This is a genomic window from Lactobacillus corticis (genome assembly GCF_018327645.1).
In the GTDB taxonomy this organism is placed as follows: Bacteria; Bacillota; Bacilli; order Lactobacillales; family Lactobacillaceae; genus Lactobacillus; species Lactobacillus corticis.
Genome location: NZ_BMAY01000001.1, coordinates 176,070 through 197,015, shown reverse-complemented (window position 1 = coordinate 197,015; position 20,946 = coordinate 176,070). Strand labels below are relative to the sequence as shown.

Annotated in this window: 7 protein-coding genes and 1 pseudogene; 6 read left to right on the top strand and 2 right to left on the bottom strand. The window is 43.0% G+C overall.

The features are described from left to right. The first annotated feature begins 471 nt into the window (after positions 1-471). The 5 genes from KI210_RS00855 (at position 472) to KI210_RS00835 (ending at position 15,498) form a co-directional block, all read left to right on the top strand. A complete protein-coding gene (locus KI210_RS00855; RefSeq protein WP_212780000.1) occupies positions 472-1,335 on the top strand; it encodes a MetQ/NlpA family ABC transporter substrate-binding protein in 864 nt (287 codons plus the stop codon). Between the two features lie 9 nt (positions 1,336-1,344). Further along, a complete protein-coding gene (gene msrA / locus KI210_RS00850; protein ID WP_212779999.1) occupies positions 1,345-1,872 on the top strand; it encodes a peptide-methionine (S)-S-oxide reductase MsrA in 528 nt (175 codons plus the stop codon). Positions 1,873-2,644: 772 nt separating this feature from the next. Next, complete coding sequence (locus tag KI210_RS00845; protein ID WP_212779998.1) at positions 2,645-3,535, top strand: YSIRK-type signal peptide-containing protein; 891 nt, start codon at positions 2,645-2,647, stop codon at positions 3,533-3,535. Continuing rightward, entirely contained in the window at positions 3,501-8,570 is a 5,070-nt protein-coding gene (locus KI210_RS00840) for a mucin-binding protein (RefSeq protein ID WP_212779997.1), read from the top strand. Before KI210_RS00845 ends, KI210_RS00840 begins: the two co-directional genes overlap by 35 nt. A 391-nt stretch (positions 8,571-8,961) precedes the next feature. After that, on the top strand, positions 8,962-15,498 hold the full coding sequence (locus tag KI210_RS00835) for a mucin-binding protein (RefSeq protein ID WP_212779996.1): 6,537 nt from the start codon (positions 8,962-8,964) through the stop codon (positions 15,496-15,498). Between the two features lie 131 nt (positions 15,499-15,629). Here KI210_RS00835 and KI210_RS00830 read toward each other — a convergent pair whose 3' ends face one another. Continuing rightward, positions 15,630-16,904 (bottom strand): solute carrier family 23 protein, encoded by a 1,275-nt coding sequence (locus KI210_RS00830; RefSeq protein ID WP_212779995.1) that lies wholly within the window; start codon positions 16,902-16,904, stop codon positions 15,630-15,632. A gap of 21 nt (positions 16,905-16,925) precedes the next feature. After that, entirely contained in the window at positions 16,926-17,450 is a 525-nt protein-coding gene (pyrR, locus tag KI210_RS00825; protein WP_212779994.1) for a bifunctional pyr operon transcriptional regulator/uracil phosphoribosyltransferase PyrR, read from the bottom strand. Positions 17,451-18,133: 683 nt separating this feature from the next. Here pyrR and KI210_RS09175 point away from each other — a divergent pair. Further along, a pseudogene (locus tag KI210_RS09175) lies at positions 18,134-20,911 on the top strand (LEA family epithelial adhesin); the annotation flags it as partial. Positions 20,912-20,946: the final 35 nt, after the last annotated feature.

Genomic DNA, 20,946 nt, shown 5'->3' with positions numbered 1-20,946 from the left:
AATAATTAGTTCTGAATTAAGAAGGTAATTTATTAAAGTTAAACAAGGTCCGTTAGGGCACTAAAGACTATTGGCAAGTAAAAAATCGCAGATAGCCTTTGGCTGCTACTACTTTAAATTTGAAAAATAAACTTGACAGACGGTAGTTTTCTTTGTAAACTCTAAGCATAATTAAAACTAGCTGAGAAAAGATGAGTAACTGCTGAACTCCAGCTAAGAGAGTCGGGGAAGGTGCGAGCCGATCTGGTTTATTAGGCAGTGAAGATGGTCTTGGAGCTATTGGCTGCTTGAGCTATGTTAGTAAAAGCAGCACGCGTAACGAGCGTTAGCACGTTGGGGTATTCTGCGGAGTACCTTTGAGGGCCCGATGGGCTGAAGCAGGGTGGTACCACGCTTTATTGATGAAAGTAAGCGTCCCTAGAAGCATTAAGTTGCTTCTAGGGACTTTTTTATTTGTAAAGGACAAAAACCATGCGGAAGAAGAAAAGACGGAACTTTATTATCTTGTTAATCGTGGCAATTATTGCTATTTCTGGCATTGGGGGCTTGATTTATCAACGGGCCTCGCAGCAAAGTCAGGCTGAGAAAGTGACGACCGTGCGACTGGGCTTGGTCGGAACGGATTCCGAGCCAGTCTGGAATGTGGTGAAACGCAAGCTGCAAAAAGAAGGCATTCGCTTAAAATATGTGATCTTTGATGATTATGTCCAACCAGATGAGGCTTTAAAAAATGGTCAGATTGACCTGCATGCTTGCCTTACCAAGTACTACTTCGAGTCTTACAATAAGTCGCAGCATGCCCATTTAGTCAGCATCGGCAACACGGTAATTGAACCTTTAGGACTATATTCTAAGAAATATCGCAGTCTTAAGCAGCTGCCAAATGGGGCAACGATTGCCATTCCCAACGAACCAACAACGGTTGGGCGGGCACTAAGACTGCTTCAGACAGCTGGTTTAATCAAAGTTAAAGCTAACACTGGCATTAAGCCAACCCTCAAGGATATTACCAGCAACCCGCATCACTTAAAATTCAAAGAAGTTGCCCCAGCGCAAACTCCGCGGGCGCTAACTTCGGTTGATGCAGCAATTATTAACGGCAACTACGCGGTATCTGCTGGTTTGAAGCCGAAAAAAGATGCCATTTTCCTTGAACCGGTTAATAAGGATTCTAAGCCATATGTCAATATTATTGCCGCCCAAGCTAAGAATAAAGACAATAAGGTTTTGCAAAAAGTCGTTGCTGCCTATCAAACAGCAGCAGTTAAAAAAGCCATCCAAAAAACTTACAAGGGCGCCCAAGTTGCTGCTTGGCCAAGTTTCGGTAGAAAGTAAGGGATAAAAATGAGTAAACAAGTAGAAACGGCAATTTTTGCTGGGGGATGTTTCTGGTGCATGGTTGAACCTTTTGACACCTATCCGGGAATAATCAAAGTAGAATCCGGCTATACCGGCGGCCATGTTCCTAATCCCACTTATGAACAAGTAAAAAGCGGCACAACCGGTCACACGGAAGCCGTCAAAATTACCTTTGATCCCAATATCGTTTCCTACCCTGAACTAGTCCAAATCTATTGGGGGCAAACTGATCCAACGGATGCGATGGGGCAATTTCAGGATCGCGGGGACAACTATCGACCAGTCATTTTTGTTAAAGACAACTATCAAAGGCAAATTGCGGAAGCTTCCAAGCATGATTTGGCAGCAAGCGGCCGGTTCGATGATCCGATTGTCACGCAGATTGAACCAGCCCAAGCCTTTTACCTTGCTGAGGATTATCATCAAGCCTTTTATAAAAAACACCCCGAGCGTCACCAAGCGGAACTTGCTGCCGGGCGCCAAAAATTCATTGCTGAACATTGGCAAAATTAGCACTAATCATTAGATTAGAAACTAGTAATTGATTCACAAATATAATTCCGTGATTGTTATTTAATAGGAAAGCCAATAAAGTTTGAAATCCAAACTAAAAATGTTGTAATCATGGGATTATCCAAGCGTGATTATTATTTTGATATAAGCATTATTAATACATGTAAAGGCTTCCATAGGATAAATATTTACTTACCATGTAATTTTTTCTTGGCAAGAACTGAATAAGTGTTACAATAAATTTAGGAAGTTAGCAGTAATATATACCCCAATTTTTGAGCGTTATTCCCCAAATTCATCTCAACGTTTCAATATTTTATATATTACCCTAGAAAATAAATGGCGTATTGCAATCATTGATTGTAATGCGCTTTTTGTTTGCAAAAAAATGTTGCTGCTATAAAAAATGATCTACCACTATTTCTCACTGAAACAGCATAACGATTAGGTGATTATTATCATTTAAAAATAGCTTATTTATCATTAAGCTCAAACCATTATCGACTGTAAAGGTTTGATAATATCACTTATTCGTTTATTCAAACAAAATATAAATTTATCAGATGCTTAAATGGTTACATAATGTAAATAGCGATAAATATGGGATCTTTTGCGAAATACTGCATAATTTTCAAATGCTTAAAATGATCATGTATATAAATAAATGCTACAATGTAATCGTTAGGATGCTTAGCAATTAGTTATGCATCCATGGGAAAAATGTTAATTACTTTGAAGGTAATAGTGTAGATTGAAAGGAAAAGTGTTTATAATGAATAAACATATAAACACTAAAGAGCAAAGGCATTATTCGATCAGAAAAGTGTCTGGTAAAGCTGTTTCGGTATTTATCGGAGCAACCATCTTTAGTATTGCATTAGGTGCTGGAGTTCCAGTATCTGAAGTGCATGCTGCAACCGATGCAACGGCTGTGACAACTTCAAGTACAACCAACTCCCAAAAGACAAGTGAAACCAGTAGTAATGCCGATTTAACTGAAAGTTCTGAATCGGCAAGCAATTCGGCAGCAACTAGCAATAGCTCAACTTCATCAAGCGAGCAGACAAGTTCGGTAAATGATGAAAGTTCAACTTCATCCAGTGCTTCAGCTGATGAAAGTTCTGCTTCCACAAGTAACAAGACGAATGAAGCTGCAAGCGAAAGCTCAGCCTCATCAAGCGAGCAGACAAGTTCTGTAAATGATGAAAGCTCAACTTCATCCAGTGCTTCAGCCGATCAAAGTTCTGCTTCTACAAGCGACAAGACCAAACAGGCGACGGCAAGTGCAGTAAATAAACCTTTGATTCGAACTCCTGACACATATGCCCCGTCAGCTTCGGTAGCTTTACCAAAAGACTATCCAAGTGAATTTAATACGGATCAATACAAAGATTACTACGTATTTAAAGGGATATATGATGCTGAAAGCGGCACGACTTATTATGGTGCCGTAATGAATGATGGTTCTCAAGCAGGGACTGTATATATCTTTTCAGAAAAGAATGGTCAAATTAGCGGTCCCTTAGAAGTGGAGAAGGGCAAGCAACAATCTGATGGAAATGTTACCTTGTACAATTATGGCGACACCTACACAGTTGCTTTGCCAGTAGGTCATAACGACCTAAACTATGCTTATTCAAGTGATGGTGAAAAAAATCAATGAAAACACCAAGAATAACCAGGATAGTATTACTGGAGTTATTCCCACTTTAAACACGGCCACAGTAACAGTTAACTATTTAAAGCAAGATGGAAGTCAGGCTCGAAACCCGTATTCAACGACAGTTACCGGCTTAGCCGGGAAAGCCATCCAGATGGATGCCCCGGCAGTAGTACCAGGGTATGTCTTGGTTGGTGAAAATAGTGATGGGACTATCTCTGAATACACGCCAGATAAAGTTGGCCAAACTTGGACCCGCCACTTCTCAGAGGACGACTTCGGAAATAACATTTATGCTACTTATACTCTTAAGAATACCCAGGGTGATTTTGAAGTTAAGGTATATGAGAATGATAAGCTGGTGGGCACCTACAATTTAGGAGCAAGTAAGTCTGCAAGTTATACGGATCCTTCCACTGGGTATGTCTACAGCTTCCCAAACCCATATGATCCTGACACAGCTAATGTTCACTTAACCTACCAAGAAGTTGGTAATATTGTTCCAGTAGATAAAGATGGAAAGCAAATTGGCGATAAGCTTCCATACCTCAACAATTTTTACGATCCGAGCAAAGTAGAATCTAATGTAATGATTTCTTCGGTTGTCAAAGATTACCGTCTTGCACCAGCTGAAGATCAAACTAGTAAAGATGTAACTATTAAAAAAGTTAATAATTACAATACTGGAACCGTTACACCGTCAGATCCGACAAAGGACACGGAAGTTGTTTATATTAAAGACGATACTGCTACTATTAAAGTCATATATGCGGATATTAGCAGTATTACCAAAGAGTCCTTAAATGATGCGGGTGGCGACTTGAAGGGCTGGCTGGAAAGCGATCAATCCGGAGTAGAAATTCTCAAGACAGATAGTGTTACCGGCAAGCGAGGAAGCGTATCAGATTATACGACTGCTAGCGAAATAGCAGCCTTGGCTAAACAAGGGTATAAAGTTGTTCAGGTCAATACTGATGGAAAATTAGTTGATTTTGATCAATACACGCCGGCCAATAATGGTACAATTTTCGGCATCGATTATTCAGATGAAACTAATTTAATCACGTCATTTGTGACGCCGCCAAATTCATCAGGTATGATTGACGGACGCCGTACTTCTTTTTATGTATTACTGTACAAAGCAAGTATGCCGGCTACTCAGAAAATTACTTATCACTATGCTGATGGTGCTAAACCTGACTCTACGGCTGTATCAACTGTTGATAATGCTTTAACTCGGACGCTGGTTTTAAACGAAACTTCAACAGACGGACCTAATCCGACATATGAACCTGAAAGCAGTTGGACAACTTATAGTTTCAAAGATGTCCTCACGCCAACGGTTGAAAACTATACTCCTGATAAAACTTCAGCTGGTGCGGGCACGGCTACCTATGAAAATCCGGTTGTCGAAGATTTGGTAATCTACACCCGCAAGGACGGTGCTTTAACCGTTAAGTACGTTGACCAAGACAACGATAATGCGGTTCTTGAGAGTAAAGACTTGTCAGGCAAATACGGTGACAAGATCACTTATACAACAGCTGACACGATCAAGTCTTTGGAAGCTAAGGGTTATGAATTAGTCTCTGATGGCTATACTGGCAAAGCAGGTTCAGAAATTAGCGACTCAAACAACGGCAAGACTTACTTGGTCGTATTGAAGCATGGCACAACGACGATAACGCCAGATAACCCAAAGGATCCGAACACGCCGATCAACCCTAACGATCCAGATAGTCCTAAGTACACCGAAGACCAAACCAAGGTAAAGGTTCCGTCGACTCAAACCATTACTTACACTGGTGCTGGCGACAAGACTCCAGCTAAGGATGTCCAGACTGGTGAATTTGATCGGACCGTCACGGTTGATAATGTTACCGGCAAGACAATTTCATCAACGCCATGGACTTACACGATTAACGGAAAGACTGAAACTGGCGAAGAGCTTACTTACAGTACTACTGATACTCCGGTAGTTGACGGTTACCACGCCGATAAGAAGGTAGCCGGCGGTTTGACCGCAACTGTGGACAATCCAAATGTTGAAGATACGGTAACTTATGCTGCTAACGGCAAGATTGTTCCGGTAGACCCTGATGGAAATAAGATTCCAGATGCACCAACCCCAACTTACCCAACTGATCCGAACGACCCAACCAAGGTAACGCCGGACGAACCAGTGCCCGATATTCCTGGTTACACGCCTGAAGTACCAACGGTAACCCCAGAAAACCCAGGCAAAGACACGCAGGTAGTCTACAACAAGAAAGATGGTTCACTAGCTGTTAAGTACGTTGACCAAGACAGCAATAATGCGGTTCTAGAAACTAAAGACTTGTCAGGTAAATACGGTGACAAGATTACTTATACGACTGCTGACACGATCAAGTCTTTGGAAGATAAGGGTTATGAATTAGTTTCGGACGGCTATACTGGCAAGGCCGGTTCAGAAATTGGCGACTCAAACAATGGCAAGACTTACCTGGTCTTATTTAAGCACGGTACAACTACGGTGACTCCGGATAATCCAAAGGATCCGAATACGCCAATTAATCCTAATGATCCAAATGGTCCTAAGTATACGGATGACCAAACTGATGTAACTAGGGATGCTAGTCAAACTGTTCATTACACCGGTGCTGGCGAAAAGAATCCTAGCGATAACGTTCAAACTCAAAAGAACGCCTTCACCAGAACTGTGACAGTTGACAAGGTAACGGGCGAAACTATTTCAAGTACACCTTGGACTGGTACTAAGACCTTTGGCTCAGTTGATACGCCAGTCGTTGAAGATTACCACGCAGACAAGAAGGTAGCTGGTGGTTTGACCGCTACTCCAGACAATCCAAACGTTGAGGATACGGTAACGTATGCTGCTAACGGCAAGATTGTTCCGGTTGATCCTGATGGCAATAAGATTCCTGACGTACCGACTCCAACTTACCCAACGGATCCAACTGACCCAACTAAGGTAACTCCGGATGAACCAGTTCCTGACATTCCTGGCCACACGCCGGAAGTACCAACGGTAACACCAAGTGACCCAGGTAAAGATACGCCGGTTGTCTACTATGCAAGTCCTGCAGCAATCGTCAACTTTATTGATGAAGACTACACCAATGCTCAAGGCGAAAAAGTACCAACTCAAATTGGCACGTCAGGTGGATTAACTGGTAAGATTGGCGACATCATTACTTATGATGGATATAACGCTAAGCTTCAAAGCTATCTGGATAATGGTTATGTCCTTGACAAGTCTGAATATCCGACTAAGGATGTTTATGATAATGACGACAAGACTTTACAAACCTTTAATGTTTACCTAAAGCACGGGACAACGACGGTAACGCCGGATAATCCAAAGGATCCAAACACGCCAATCAACCCTAATGATCCAAATGGCCCTAAGTATACTGAAGACCAAACGGACGTGACTATGGATGCAAAGCAGACCATTCACTACACCGGCGCTGGTGAAAAGAATCCTAGCGATAACGTTCAAACTGAAAAGAACGCCTTCACCAGAACTGTGACAGTTGACAAGGTAACGGGTAAGACCATTTCGACGACTCCTTGGACTGGTACTAAGACCTTTGGCTCAGTTGATACGCCAGTTGTTGACGAATACCACGCAGACAAGAAGGTAGCTGGTGGTTTGACCGCTACGCCAGAAAATCCAAATGTTGAAGACACGGTAACGTATGCTGCTAACGGCAAGATTGTCCCAGTCGATCCTAACGGCAACAAGATTCCAAACGTACCAAATCCAACTTATCCAACTGATCCTAACGATCCTACCAAGGTAACTCCGGATGAACCTGTTCCTGATATTCCAGGCTACACTCCAGAAACGCCAACGGTAACACCAAGTGACCCTGGCAAGGATACCAATGTTCCGTATACTAAGAACCCAACTACGCCAACTGAGGAAAAGAGTTCATTCAAGGTTGTCTACCTTGATCAAGACAATAGCAATGCCGTTCTTGATACTAAGGACTTGTCAGGCAAATATGGCGACAAGATCACCTACACGACTGCTGATACTATCAAGTCGTTAGAAGCTAAGGGTTATGAATTAGTATCAGACGGCTATACTGGCAAGGCAGGTTCAGAATTTGCTGAGAGCAACAATGGCAAGACTTATGAAGTTGTTCTGAAGCACGGAACTACGACGGTAACGCCAGACAATCCTAAGAATCCAGGCGAATCAATCAATCCTAATGATCCAAATGGACCAAAATACACTGAAGATCAAACAGACGTTACCCGGGATGCTAGCCAAACAATTCACTACACTGGTGCCGGCGATAAGAATCCTAGCGACAACGTTCAAACTCAAAAGAACGCCTTTACTAGAACCGTTACGATTGACAAGGTAACTGGCAAGACCATTTCAACCACTTCTTGGACTGGGTCAAAGACCTTTGGTAACGTTTCCGTACCTGTAGTAAACGGGTATCATGCTGACAAGAAGGTGGCTGGTGGTTTGACCGCTACGCCGGAAAATCCAAACGTAACTGATACAGTAACGTACAAGACTAACGGCAAGATTGTTCCAGTTGATCCAAACGGCAACAAGATTCCGAACGTGCCAACACCAACTTACCCAACGGATCCAAACGATCCAACCAAGGTAACGCCGAACGAACCAGTTCCTGCCATTCCTGGCTACAAGCCAGAAACGCCAACGGTAACTCCAGAAAATCCTGGCGAAGACACGCTGGTTGTCTACAACAAGAAAACAAAGCCAGCTAAACCAGAAACTCCAAAGAAACATGGAAAGGGAGAAGATTCTGGCAATACTAATCCAGAAGGAAACAAGAATAAGCGTCGTGGTGGATCCAATGTAAACGTAGGTCCTGAAAAGAATGCTTCTGCTCAAAAGAATACTTCGGCAGAAAAGACTGATAATAGTAAAGTTCTTCCACAAACTGGCGAAGAGCATAAGAGCACGCCGTCGCTTGCTGGCTTATTGCTTGCAGGTGCAGCCTTTGTTCTTGGACTGGCAGACACCAGAAAGCGTAGACGTCATTAATAAAAATAAAAGTCTCATTATCAGGTCCTGTTGATGATGAGTAACCACTGAGAATCGTATAGAGCAAAAACTCTATGCGATTCTTTTTTGTTTGCGGTTTCAAATAAGCGTGATTTAAAAATATCTTGTTGTAACAAGGTCAGAGCTTTGACTTGTGGAGTTTGCAACTTAAGCAGCAATTTAAAAATAAAAGGTGGTTATTATAACAGATAGGTGTAAATGCTGTCGTTTAAGGAAATACGTGAAATAAACAAGTGGTCAAAATGTTCGCATATGCAAATTAATGCTACAATGTAAGTGTTAGATACTTAGCTTATAGTTATGCATCTATGGGAAAAATGTTAATTACTTTGTAAGGTAAAAGTGTGTATTGAAAGGAATGTGTTTAGAAATGGGGAAACGTATAAACACTAAAGAACAAAGACACTATTCGATCAGAAAAGTGTCGGGTAAAGCTGTCTCCGTCTTTATCGGGGCAACTATCTTTAGTATCGCATTAGGTGCTGGAGTTCCAGTATCTGAGGTACATGCTGCAACTGATTCAACGGCTGTAACAGCCTCAAATACTGCTAACTCCCAAAAATCCAGCTCAAATGATACGAGTGTTGCTGCTGAATCCAGTGATGCTAGTGCAGCTTCTAAATCAAGTTCAAGTGAAGCAACTACAAGTTCCACTTCAACTAATAATGCCGATGCTAAATCATCTGATCAAAAATCAGCTGCGTCAACTAGTGAAAGTAAAACTGCAGCAAGCTCTACGAGTAGTTCCGCAGATTCAACTAACAAAGCTAATGTAGCTAGTGAATCAAGCGAAAAGACTGCAAGCAGTTCAGCATCTGAACAGAAGACTTCCTCAGCTGCTTCAAGTTCTTCACAAGCAAGTGCCAACACAACTAGTGAAAGCACTCAATCAAATGACAGCCAAGAAGAAAAGGCTACAAATAGTTCAGCTAATGAAACAAACAACACAGTCGATGTTTCAAACTTGAAGAATATGGCTGAAGCTTCTCAGCTGAAGGCTGCAGCATTGGAATCAAATGATTCAAGTTCAAGTAAAAATTCAATTACGCCAGATGTAACTTTTACTGAAAGCGCAAATAACGTAAAGACCGATTTTATTTCTAGTGACTACTACATTTATGGTGCTTTTCACGAAAACAACCCTGCGGGACACGGCCCGGATTGGTATTTGACGGTTAAGTCAGACGGTTCTGAACCAGGAACAATCTATGTCTTTGAAAAAGGCAACGCCACGCCTACTAAGTTAGTTAAGGGTGCAGATATGAAACTATTTCTTAGTGGTGACACCCTGGTTAACTACGGCGATTCTTACTTAATTTCTTCTGCCAACAAGGGTGATAAGACAGAAGAAAACTTTAAAGATATGGTGCCCCAAAATGGTCAGATGGTTGAAACTGGCGATTGGGTAGCTGTTTTAAATGACTTTAATCCAGTTTTGGGTAAAGTTTCTATTCAATATCGTGATGTTGACACTGATAAAGAAATTCCCGGTGTAGATCCAACTGTTTATGATAAGATGACTGGTACAAATTATTCTGTTGGAGCTGCACCAACAATTCCAGGCTATTCTTACGTCAAGACTGAGGGTGCTACTCAAGGTACTGTCTCTAACTTTAACTTTTCAACTATCGGTGATACTAAGGTTATCCACTTTGTCCCATATAGTTTGGGCACTAAAGATATATACGCCGAATACACTTATCTTGGGTGGGGGCCAACAGGATATGGTAGATTTGAAGCAAATGTAAAGATAAATTATTATAATGGAACGACCCAGACGCTGGGACCTTACGAACTGGGGGTCGATGACAGTACTAATGCAATTAACGTTGAAACTCCTTTCGATGGGAAAATTCTTCTTACTGGAGTAAACCAACGTTATAATGGTGACGTGATTTTTTACTATAAAAAAGACGAGAGCCAAGTCGGCAACGTAACTGTTAACTATATTGACCTTGATGCCAACAATAAAGTCTTGGAAAGCAAGTCTTTGTCGGGCGACTATGGTACCCAGATTAACTACTCAACTGCTGACACCATTAAGTCATTGGAAAATAAAGGCTACAAGTTAGTAGCAGATGGGTTTAACCAAGATGGTCAAGACTTCAGTGACAGCAACAATGGGAAAGTCTACGAAGTAACCTTCAAGCACGCAACCACGACGATTACTCCAGACAATCCACAAACGCCAGATACGCCAATTAATCCTAATGACCCAGACAGTCCTAAGTACACTAGCGACCAAACCAATGTCTCCAAGGATGTTAAGCAAACCGTTCACTACACAGGTGCCGGCGATCAAACTCCAGCCGACAATGTTAAGACTGGTACGATTACGCGGACGGTTACCATCGATAAGGTAACTGGCGAAACCATTTCATCAACCCCTTGGACTAGCAATGAATTTCCATCCGTTGATACTCCAGAAGTTTCAGGCTACACGCCTGATAAGACCGTTGCTGGTGGCTTTACTGCAACCTACGACAACCCAGAAGAAACCTTTACGGTTACTTACACTAAGAATCCAGACGTTATTGAAACTACGACCGAATCAAAGACCGTTAAGCGGACCATCGAGTACATTGACAAGAAGACTGGCAAGGCTATTCCAGCAAGTTTAGCTAAACCAGTTGAACAAGACGTAACTTTGAAGCGGACGGTTTCAAACAACAAGACAACTGGTAAAGTTACCTACGGCGACTGGACAGTTGAATCAGGCAGCTGGGACGAAGTTGATTCACCAGACTTGACTAACTACGGCTACACTGCTCCAGATAAAGCTTCGGTTGCAGCCGAAGTGGTAAATGGCAATACTGAAAATAGTGATGTGAAGGTCTACTATGACCACGCAACGACCACGGTAACGCCAGACAACCCACAAAATCCAAATACGCCAATCAACCCTAACGACCCTAACAGTCCTAAGTACACGAGCGACCAAACTACGGTTACCAAGGATGTTAAGCAAACCGTTCACTACACTGGTGCCGGTGATCAAACGCCAGCCGACAATGTCAAGACTGGCACGATTACGCGGACAGTGACGATTGACAAGGTAACTGGCGAAACCATCTCGTCAACTCCTTGGACCACCAATGAATTCTCATCAGTTGATACTCCAGCAGTATCAGGCTACACGCCTGATAAGACAGTTGCCGGTGGCTTTACCGCAACCTACGATAATCCAGAACAGACCTTTACGGTTACTTATATCAAGAATTCAGACGATGTCGATACAAAGACTGAATCCAAGACCGTTAAACGGACAATTGAATATCTTGATAAGCAAACTGGCGAAGCTATTCCAAGTAAATTAGCTAAGCCAGTTGAGCAAGACGTAATTTTGACGCGGACGGTTTCAACTAACAAGACGACGGGTAAAGTTACCTACGGCGATTGGTCGGTTGAATCAGGCAGCTGGAACAAGGTCGATTCACCAGATTTGACCAACTACGGCTACACTGCTCCAGATAAAGCATCTGTTGCAGCGGTAACGGTTGACGGTAATACCGAAAACAGCGATGTCAAGGTTTACTACGACCACGCAACGACGACAGTAACGCCAGACAATCCAAAGAATCCTAATACGCCAATCAACCCTAACAACCCAGATGGTCCTAAGTACACTAGCGACCAAACGGACGTTACCCGTGATGCTAGTCAGACCGTTCACTACACAGGTGCTGGCGACAAGACTCCGGCTGACAAGGTACAAACCCAAAAGGATGCCTTCACTAGAACCGTAACGATTGATAAGGTAACTGGCGAAACAATTTCAAGTACGCCTTGGACTGGTACGAAGACTTTTGGCACTGAAAATACGCCAGTTGTTGACGGTTACCATGCAGACAAGAAGGTAGCTGGTGGTTTGACGGCTACGCCGGAAAATCCAAACGTTGAGGACACGGTAACTTATGCTGCTAACGGCAAGATCATTCCAGTTGATCCAAACGGCAACAAGATTCCGAACGTGCCAAATCCAACTTATCCAACGGATCCAACTGACCCAACCAAGGTAACGCCGGATGAACCTGTTCCTAACATTCCTGGTTACACGCCAGAAGTACCAACAGTAACTCCAAGTGACCCAGGCAAAGATACGCCAGTCGTTTACTATGCAAGTCCTGCAGCAATCGTCAACTTTATTGATGAAGACTATGTCAATGCTCAAGGCGAAAAAGTTCCAACTCAAATCGGCACGTCTGGTGGATTAACTGGCAAGATTGGCGAAACCATTATTTATAGTGGCTATAACGCTAAACTTCAAAGTTATCTGGATAAAGGTTATGTCCTTGACAAGTCTGAATATCCGACCAAGGATGTTTATGATAACGATGACAAGACCTTACAAACGTTCAATGTTTACTTGAAACATGGTACAACGACGGTAACGCCAGACAACCCACAAAATCCAAATACGCCAATCAACCCTAACAACCCAGATGGTCCTAAGTACACTGAAGACCAAACCGATGTTACTCGCGATGCTAGTCAAACCGTTCACTACACCGGTGCCGGCGACAATACTCCTAGCGACAACGTTCAAACTCAAAAGAACGCCTTCACTAGAACTGTCACTGTCGACAAGGTAACTGGCAAGACGATTTCAACCACTCCTTGGACTGGTTCTAAGACCTTCGGCTCAGTTGATACGCCAGTTGTCGACGGTTACCACGCCGACAAGAAGGTAGCGGGTGGCTTAACGGCAACGCCAGAAAATCCAAACGTAACCAATACGGTAACGTACACGACTAACGGCAAGATTGTTCCGGTTGATCCTAACGGCAACAAGATTCCAGATGCCCCAACACCAACTTATCCAACGGATCCAACGGACCCAACCAAGGTAACTCCGGATGAACCAGTGCCAAACATTCCTGGCTACACCCCAGAGACGCCAACGGTTACTCCAAGCAATCCAGGTGAGGACACGCCAGTTGTTTACAACAAGAAAGACAGTTCATTAACTGTTAAGTACGTTGACCAAGACAATAACGATGCAGTTCTAGAAACTAAGGACTTGTCAGGCAAGTATGGCGACAAGATCACCTACACGACTGCTGACACGATTAAGTCTTTGGAAGACAAGGGCTATGAATTAGTTTCAGATGGCTACACGGGCAAAGTTGGCAGCGAATTTGGCGACTCGAACAATGGTCAAACTTACGTAGTTGTATTCAAGCACGGTACAACGACGGTAACGCCAGATAATCCAAAGAATCCGAATACGCCAATCAACCCTAACAACCCAGATGGTCCTAAGTACACTGAAGACCAAACCGATGTAACGCGCGACGCTAGTCAAACCGTTCACTACACCGGTGCCGGCGACAATACTCCTAGCGACAACGTTCAAACTCAAAAGAACGCCTTCACTAGAACTGTTACTGTCGACAAGGTAACTGGCAAGACCATTTCAACGACTCCTTGGACTGGTTCTAAGACCTTTGGCTCAGTTGATACGCCAGTTGTTGATGGTTACCACGCTGATAAGAAGGTAGCGGGTGGCTTGACAGCAACGCCAGAAAATCCAAACGTAACTGATACTGTAACCTACACGACTAACGGCAAGATTGTTCCGGTTGATCCAAACGGCAACAAGATTCCAGATGCGCCAACGCCAACTTACCCAACGGATCCAACTGACCCAACCAAGGTAACGCCGGATGAACCAGTACCAAACATTCCTGGCTACACGCCAGAAACGCCAACGGTAACTCCAAGCAATCCAGGTGAGGACACGCCAGTTGTTTACAACAAGAAAGACAGTTCATTAACTGTTAAGTACGTTGACCAAGACAATAACGATGCAGTTCTAGAAACTAAGGACTTGTCAGGCAAGTATGGCGACAAGATCACCTACACGACTGCTGACACGATTAAGTCTTTGGAAGACAAGGGTTACGAATTAGTTTCAGATGGCTACACTGGCAAAGTTGGTAGCGAATTTGGCGATTCGAACAATGGTCAAACTTACGTTGTTGTATTCAAGCACGGTACAACTACGGTAACGCCAGACAATCCAAAGAATCCAAATACGCCAATCAACCCTAACAACCCAGATGGTCCGAAGTACACTGAAGATCAAACCGATGTTACTCGCGATGCTAGTCAAACCGTTCACTACACCGGTGCCGGCGACAATACTCCTAGCGACAACGTTCAAACTCAAAAGAACGCCTTCACTAGAACTGTCACTGTCGACAAGGTAACTGGCAAGACGATTTCAACCACTCCTTGGACTGGTTCTAAGACCTTTGGCAATGTTTCGGTACCTGTAGTAAACGGCTACCACTCAGACAAGAAGGTAGCTGGTGGCTTGACGGCAACTCCAGAAAATCCTAACGTAACTGATACGGTAACGTACACCACTAACGGTAAGATTATTCCGGTTGACCCTAATGGCAACAAGATTCCAAATGCCCCAACGCCAACTTACCCAACGGATCCTAACGATCCAACCAAGGTAACTCCTGACGAACCAGTGCCAGACATCCCAGGCTACACGCCATCAACGCCAACGGTAACGCCAGAAAACCCAGGCAAGGACACTACGGTTGTCTACACTAAGAAGCCAGGCAAGGAGACTGACAATGTCACCCCAGAAAAGCCATCCAAGCCTTCGACTCCATCGACTCCTTCAAAGCCAAATACAGGCAAGACAGTCGAGAATGTAACGCCGAAGACACCAGAAACTCCTAACAAGAGCAAGAAGACTGTAGTTAAGGAAGTTTCTGATGTGAAGGCTGAACCGGCTAAGCAGGTTGCTCAAACTAACAACAACTCATCAGAATTGCCACAAACTGGTGAGAATGAGAAGACTGCCTGGTCAGTTGCAGGTGTCTTGTTAGCAGGCGCAGCATTCTTGTTCGGCCTGGCCGATACTCGGAAGCGTAAGCGTCATTAATTTCAATACACACATTGAGCATTAAATAAAGAAAAGTCAGATTTCAATCAGAAATCTGGCTTTTTCTTATCTAAAAAACGTGTGATGCATTAGCACCACACGTTCTTTGATTTTGAATTAGTTAAGTAAGCTTATTTTTCGCTAGCTGCTTTTTCAGGCAGGATCCAGTTCATTAACATTCCCAAGATCGTTGAAAGAGCAACGCTGGTTAATTGGAAGCTGCCGATTTGCAGGTAGGCACCGCCGATCCCAATGACTAAGATCACGGAGGCGATTAGCATGTTGCGCTTTTCACCAAAGTCAATCTTGTTATCGACTAAGATCATTAAACCATTAGAGGCAATCGTCCCAAATAGCAGGAAGGAGATCCCTCCGATAACCGGCATCGGAATTGACTCAATTAAAGCTGAAATCTTACCGATAAAACTGAAGACGATCGCAAAGCCTGCTGCCCCAGCCAATACCCAGACTGAGTAAACCTTGGTCATGGCAAGGACACCGATGTTTTCACCGTAAGAGGTTGTTGGAGGTCCACCAATAAAGCCGGCAATAATCGTTGACATCCCGTCTCCCAGCATTGTCCGATGCAAACCAGGATCTTTAAAGAAGTTCCGTTGCGTCATCGAATCGAGCACCATAATGTGGCCCATGTGTTCAGTCATGGTAACAAAGGCAATCGGGGCCATGGTCAGGATTGCTTCTGGATACCACTTAAATTTATAAGTAACAAATGGCACTTGGAAGGCTGGCAATGAGAACCATTTAGCCTTTTCAACAGTGGAGAAGTCCACAATTCCTAACACGCAGCTAAGCAGGTAACCACAAATCAATCCCAACATAATGGAGATTAAACTTGGAAAGCCCTTGAAGTACATTTGAAAGATCAAGGTCATGATTAAGGTGAAGATAGCTACGGCAAAGTAGGTTAAATCATACTTATTATTATTCATCATCGCATCGCTGGCAGCGGTTGAAGCAAGCGACAAGCCAATAACGATGACGATTGGGCCAACCACAATTGGCGGGAGCACTTTGTTCACCCAGTCAGAACCAAATTTGCTGATGATAAAAGCAACTATGACATAAACCAACCCTGAAGCAATTGCCCCTTGAGCTACGGCAGGATAGCCATCAGCCTTCATTAAGGCCTGCATGGTAGCCACAAAGGCAAAACTGGAACCTAGATAGGCAGGGATTTTAAAGTGGGTAAGCAGCATGTGCGTTAGCGTTCCCACACCGGAGGCCATTAAGGCAATGCTAGGGTTGATTCCGATCAGAATAGGAACCAGGACAGTGGAACCAAACATGGCGAACATGTGCTGCAACGACAGTGCAATTCCTTCGCCTAATTTTGGCTTTTCATCGACGTCAAGGATGGCGCCATTAGCATGAGTTTGATTTTTCAAGATTTTAACTCCTTACTATGCTTAGGCCAAGCTGACCGCATCGCGATCGTCAACTTCCGTCATGGCGACTTTGACGGTTTCGCTTAAAGCGGTCGGAATATTCTTCCCAATAAAGTCTGGCCGGACTGGTAATTCCCGATGTCCACGGTCAACCAGTACTGCTAAATTGATTGCAGCTGGCCGTCCTTGATCCATTAGAGCATCAAGCGCAGCTCGGATAGTTCGACCGGTAAACAGCACGTCATCGACCAAAATTACCTTCTTATCGGTAATATCGTAGTCAAGCTGCTGACTGCGGATGATGCTTTCACGTTCGGCTTTTGGCAAATCATCCCGATAATTGGAAACATCTAGAGCCAAAACCGGAACATTAACACCTTCCAAATTCTCTAAATTTTTTCCAATTCGTTGTGCGATATACCAGCCTCTAGTTTTAATTCCAACTAAAACTAGATCCTCGGTACCTTTATTGCGCTCAACTATTTCATAAGTCATGCGCATCAGCGCCCGGCGCATGCCAGTGGCGTCAATAATTACCTTACTCATATAAATCTCCTTTCATTGCGGATGACCGAAGAAAAAAAGACTGCTCTGGTAGTCCAGGGCAGTCTTGCTTACGGGCAAATATTAAAAAATGCCTACATGCAGAATTCCTTCCAAGCCTCACTGGACTAAATTAAAGGTCATCACTATTCAGATAACACATATTATTTTGCGGATTTTTTTAAAAAATGTCAAGATTTTTTATTTTAGGAATAAATTCCCATTGACAAAGGCAATCAAACGTTGAGGGTATGCCGTTTGCTGATCAACGATAAACAACTTGTAATTAAATAATCAAAAATAAGGGGCAAAAATAAAATAAAATCCGTTATAAAATCATTTTTACAATTTGAAACAAACGGTTATTATTTTATCTATGTGTAATTTTAAATGCAATCGCTTTCTGCATTAGCTACGCACTTCTTGCAGATCATCCAATAAATATTGTGATTAAGATAACAAAATATGGGCAAGATTGTTATTATAACGGAAAATGAATAAGCAAATAAATATAGATCAGACGATAATTTTGACGGCCGTAAATGTTTTACTTTACCAACTAAACGGTATATGATTACGAGTGTAAGGGAAAAATCAAGCGATACAGATTTAATTTGTGTGCTCAGAATTATTAGTTATTCTAAATAATTGCTGTATCGTGTGTGTATTGAAAGGAATGTATTATAATGGGAAAACGCATTGAGACCAAAGAGCAGCGCCACTATTCCATTCGGAAAGTTTCAGGCAAGACTGCTTCGGTATTTATTGGCGCTACTATTTTTAGTATAGCTTTAGGTGCAGGGATTCCATTGCAAAAGGTATCAGCAGCAACAACTGATACTAGTGTAGTGGAAACTAGCAAGGCAACTAGTCAAAGCTCAAGCAGTACTAGTTCGAGCTCAAGCAACACGGATGCTAGTGCTGAAACTAGCAGCTCCACTAGCGCAGATACTACTTCAAGCACGGAATCTGCTGACAAGGCAGCAAGTACTAATAGTTCTGCAGAAACTAAGGAAGCTGCAACGACCAGCTCTAGTTCAGCACAAAGTTCAACCAACTCTGCAGCTGAAAGCTCAGACGCTAATGAAAGTTCTGCTACTAGTGAAAGTTCAGCTAAGACCAGTTCAACAACTGAGTCTGCAAACAAGAACACTAGTGCAGCAAGCAAGGCTCCTGTTGCTACTAAAGCGGTTCTTAAAGCTGCTGCAGCTTCAGCAACTGATTCAAATGCAGTTAACATTTCTGGACCAGGGATTAGTAACCAGTCATCTGAGGTTAATAACAAGCTTTCACAAGAAACTGGCTTAACCTCATCTAACAATCGAACCTCAAGTATTTTCAAAGGTACTGATGGAAAGTGGTACAAGTTTATTACTACCAATGGGGTTAATAAGGCTTACGAGATTGTAAACGCCAACTTAGGTAACAAGGACGAACCAAAAGAAAATAACGACTTTGTTAACAACAACATTAAAGTTGAAAAGACCGATAACGGTAACGGCAAGGTTCACTACAAGATTACCTTCTTCCCATCATATGGGTTAAATTACACTGATTACAATGGTTACTACGCTAATGGTGTTAAAGGTTTACAAAACGCCCGGATGGGGATTGCTTTAACTGGTGACTACAAGATTACTGGTGATGTGACGGTAACTATCGATACTCCAAAGAGTGCCGATAATGATGGTGCAGGTTACGTTCGAGGAAATTATGGAGTAGTTTCTGATCCAGAAGAACATGTTGTTCAAACCTTTAATCCATCTACAGATTCTAATGCCAATGGTGTTCCTAACTTGGTTGGTAGCTCTACTTTAGGGACTTCGGCCACTAACGAATATATTCAAGGGTTATACTACGGTTCAATGTTGGAAGGCTCAAGTGCTAACACTTTGAACAACTTATATACCTTGATTTTTGCTGATAAAGATGTTGATCAAGGAAAAGACATGATGGGTAATGCTTATGATGGTGATACCCACGGGATCTTGCTAGACTCGTTTGGCCAATATAAGGGTGATAACAGTAATACTACTAATACTGGCTACACGATCAACGGTAAGACTGTCAATGGTTCAGGAATTATCACCGCTTCTCAAGATGATTCAACACGGTCATACTTGCAGACGGATGAAAATGGCGTAAACGATCAGCTTCAACAAAAGAATATTAATTCTGGAGCACCGGTTAACTCACGTGACTTCTCAACCTACATTTCCTTGAAGTCATGGGGGAAGACTCGTAACTCTCAATACTCAAGCTACACGATCGAATTTGATGCCGACCATACTGATGCTACTCAAGGTACCTTGCCGACTGGTGACAATGGTACCCAATTCTCTGGGGTTTTAGCTGGTTTTTCAACTTACCAACAAAATACTCAGTCAAATGCATACAAGTTAGTTGGTGAACAATACACCTTAGCACCAAATCCTGTAACTTACCAAGGTCAAGATATTTACACGACTGTTGGCAACATGCCAGACGCATCTCAAGGGATTGCTGAAGAAGCTCGAAAGGGTCTTCCTTCGGATACGGTTTATACTTGGACGCAAGCTCCAGATGTATCTAAAGCAACCAAGATGGTAAGTACTACTACTCCAAGTAAAGACGGAGTTGGTACGGTTACAACCGTTGTCAATGAAGGTACACCAGCAGTGGTTCATGTTCAGAATTCCACGAACGGTGAAGGTGTGGATGTACCGATTACGGTCTTTGTATATCCAAATCCAGTTACACAAGATGTTACTAGAACGCTAGATGAAGTAAAAGACGGGTTGGATGCTTCAACTACCATTGAAAATATGAGTGACATGCCAACCACCGTACCTGCTGACGATAGTTCAGAAACCAAAGGTACTAAGGTCATTTGGGTAAATGAACCTGATTGGACTAAGGTTGGTACAAACCAAACAGCAAATGGTGAAAGTCCATCTGTACGAGTTATCTACCCTGATGGTGCCAAGACTGATCCATTACCAGTAAACGTAACAATAACGGATGGTACTGAAACCAAGATTGCTGATAAGGTAGATCCAAAGGCTCAAGATCAATACACTTTTGTTGGCAACGATGTGAAGGCTGCTGATTCAATTGACCCAAGTTCATTGAAGGACACTGATGGCAATGCCGTAACGCCAAAGAGCGAAGAATGGGCTAAGACGCCTGACGTATCAAAGGTTGGCGACACTACCGGCGATGTTACGGTAACTTACTCTGACGACTCAACTGATACTGTTTCAGATGCCCCAGTTCACGTTGTCGATGCAACTGGTAAGACAGTTAATGTTGATAAAGATTCAGCTATTGGTGATGCAGAAGACTACATTGACAAGACTGGTACCTACCCAGATGACGCCAAATTCGAATGGAAGACCAAGCCAAGCACTTCAGAAGCTGGTACTAGCACGGGTGTAGTTACAATTACCTTGCCAAACGGTCAAACCAAGGATGTCACCGTAACAGTTAATGTCTCTGAAAACGAAGCTGCTTTGGATGC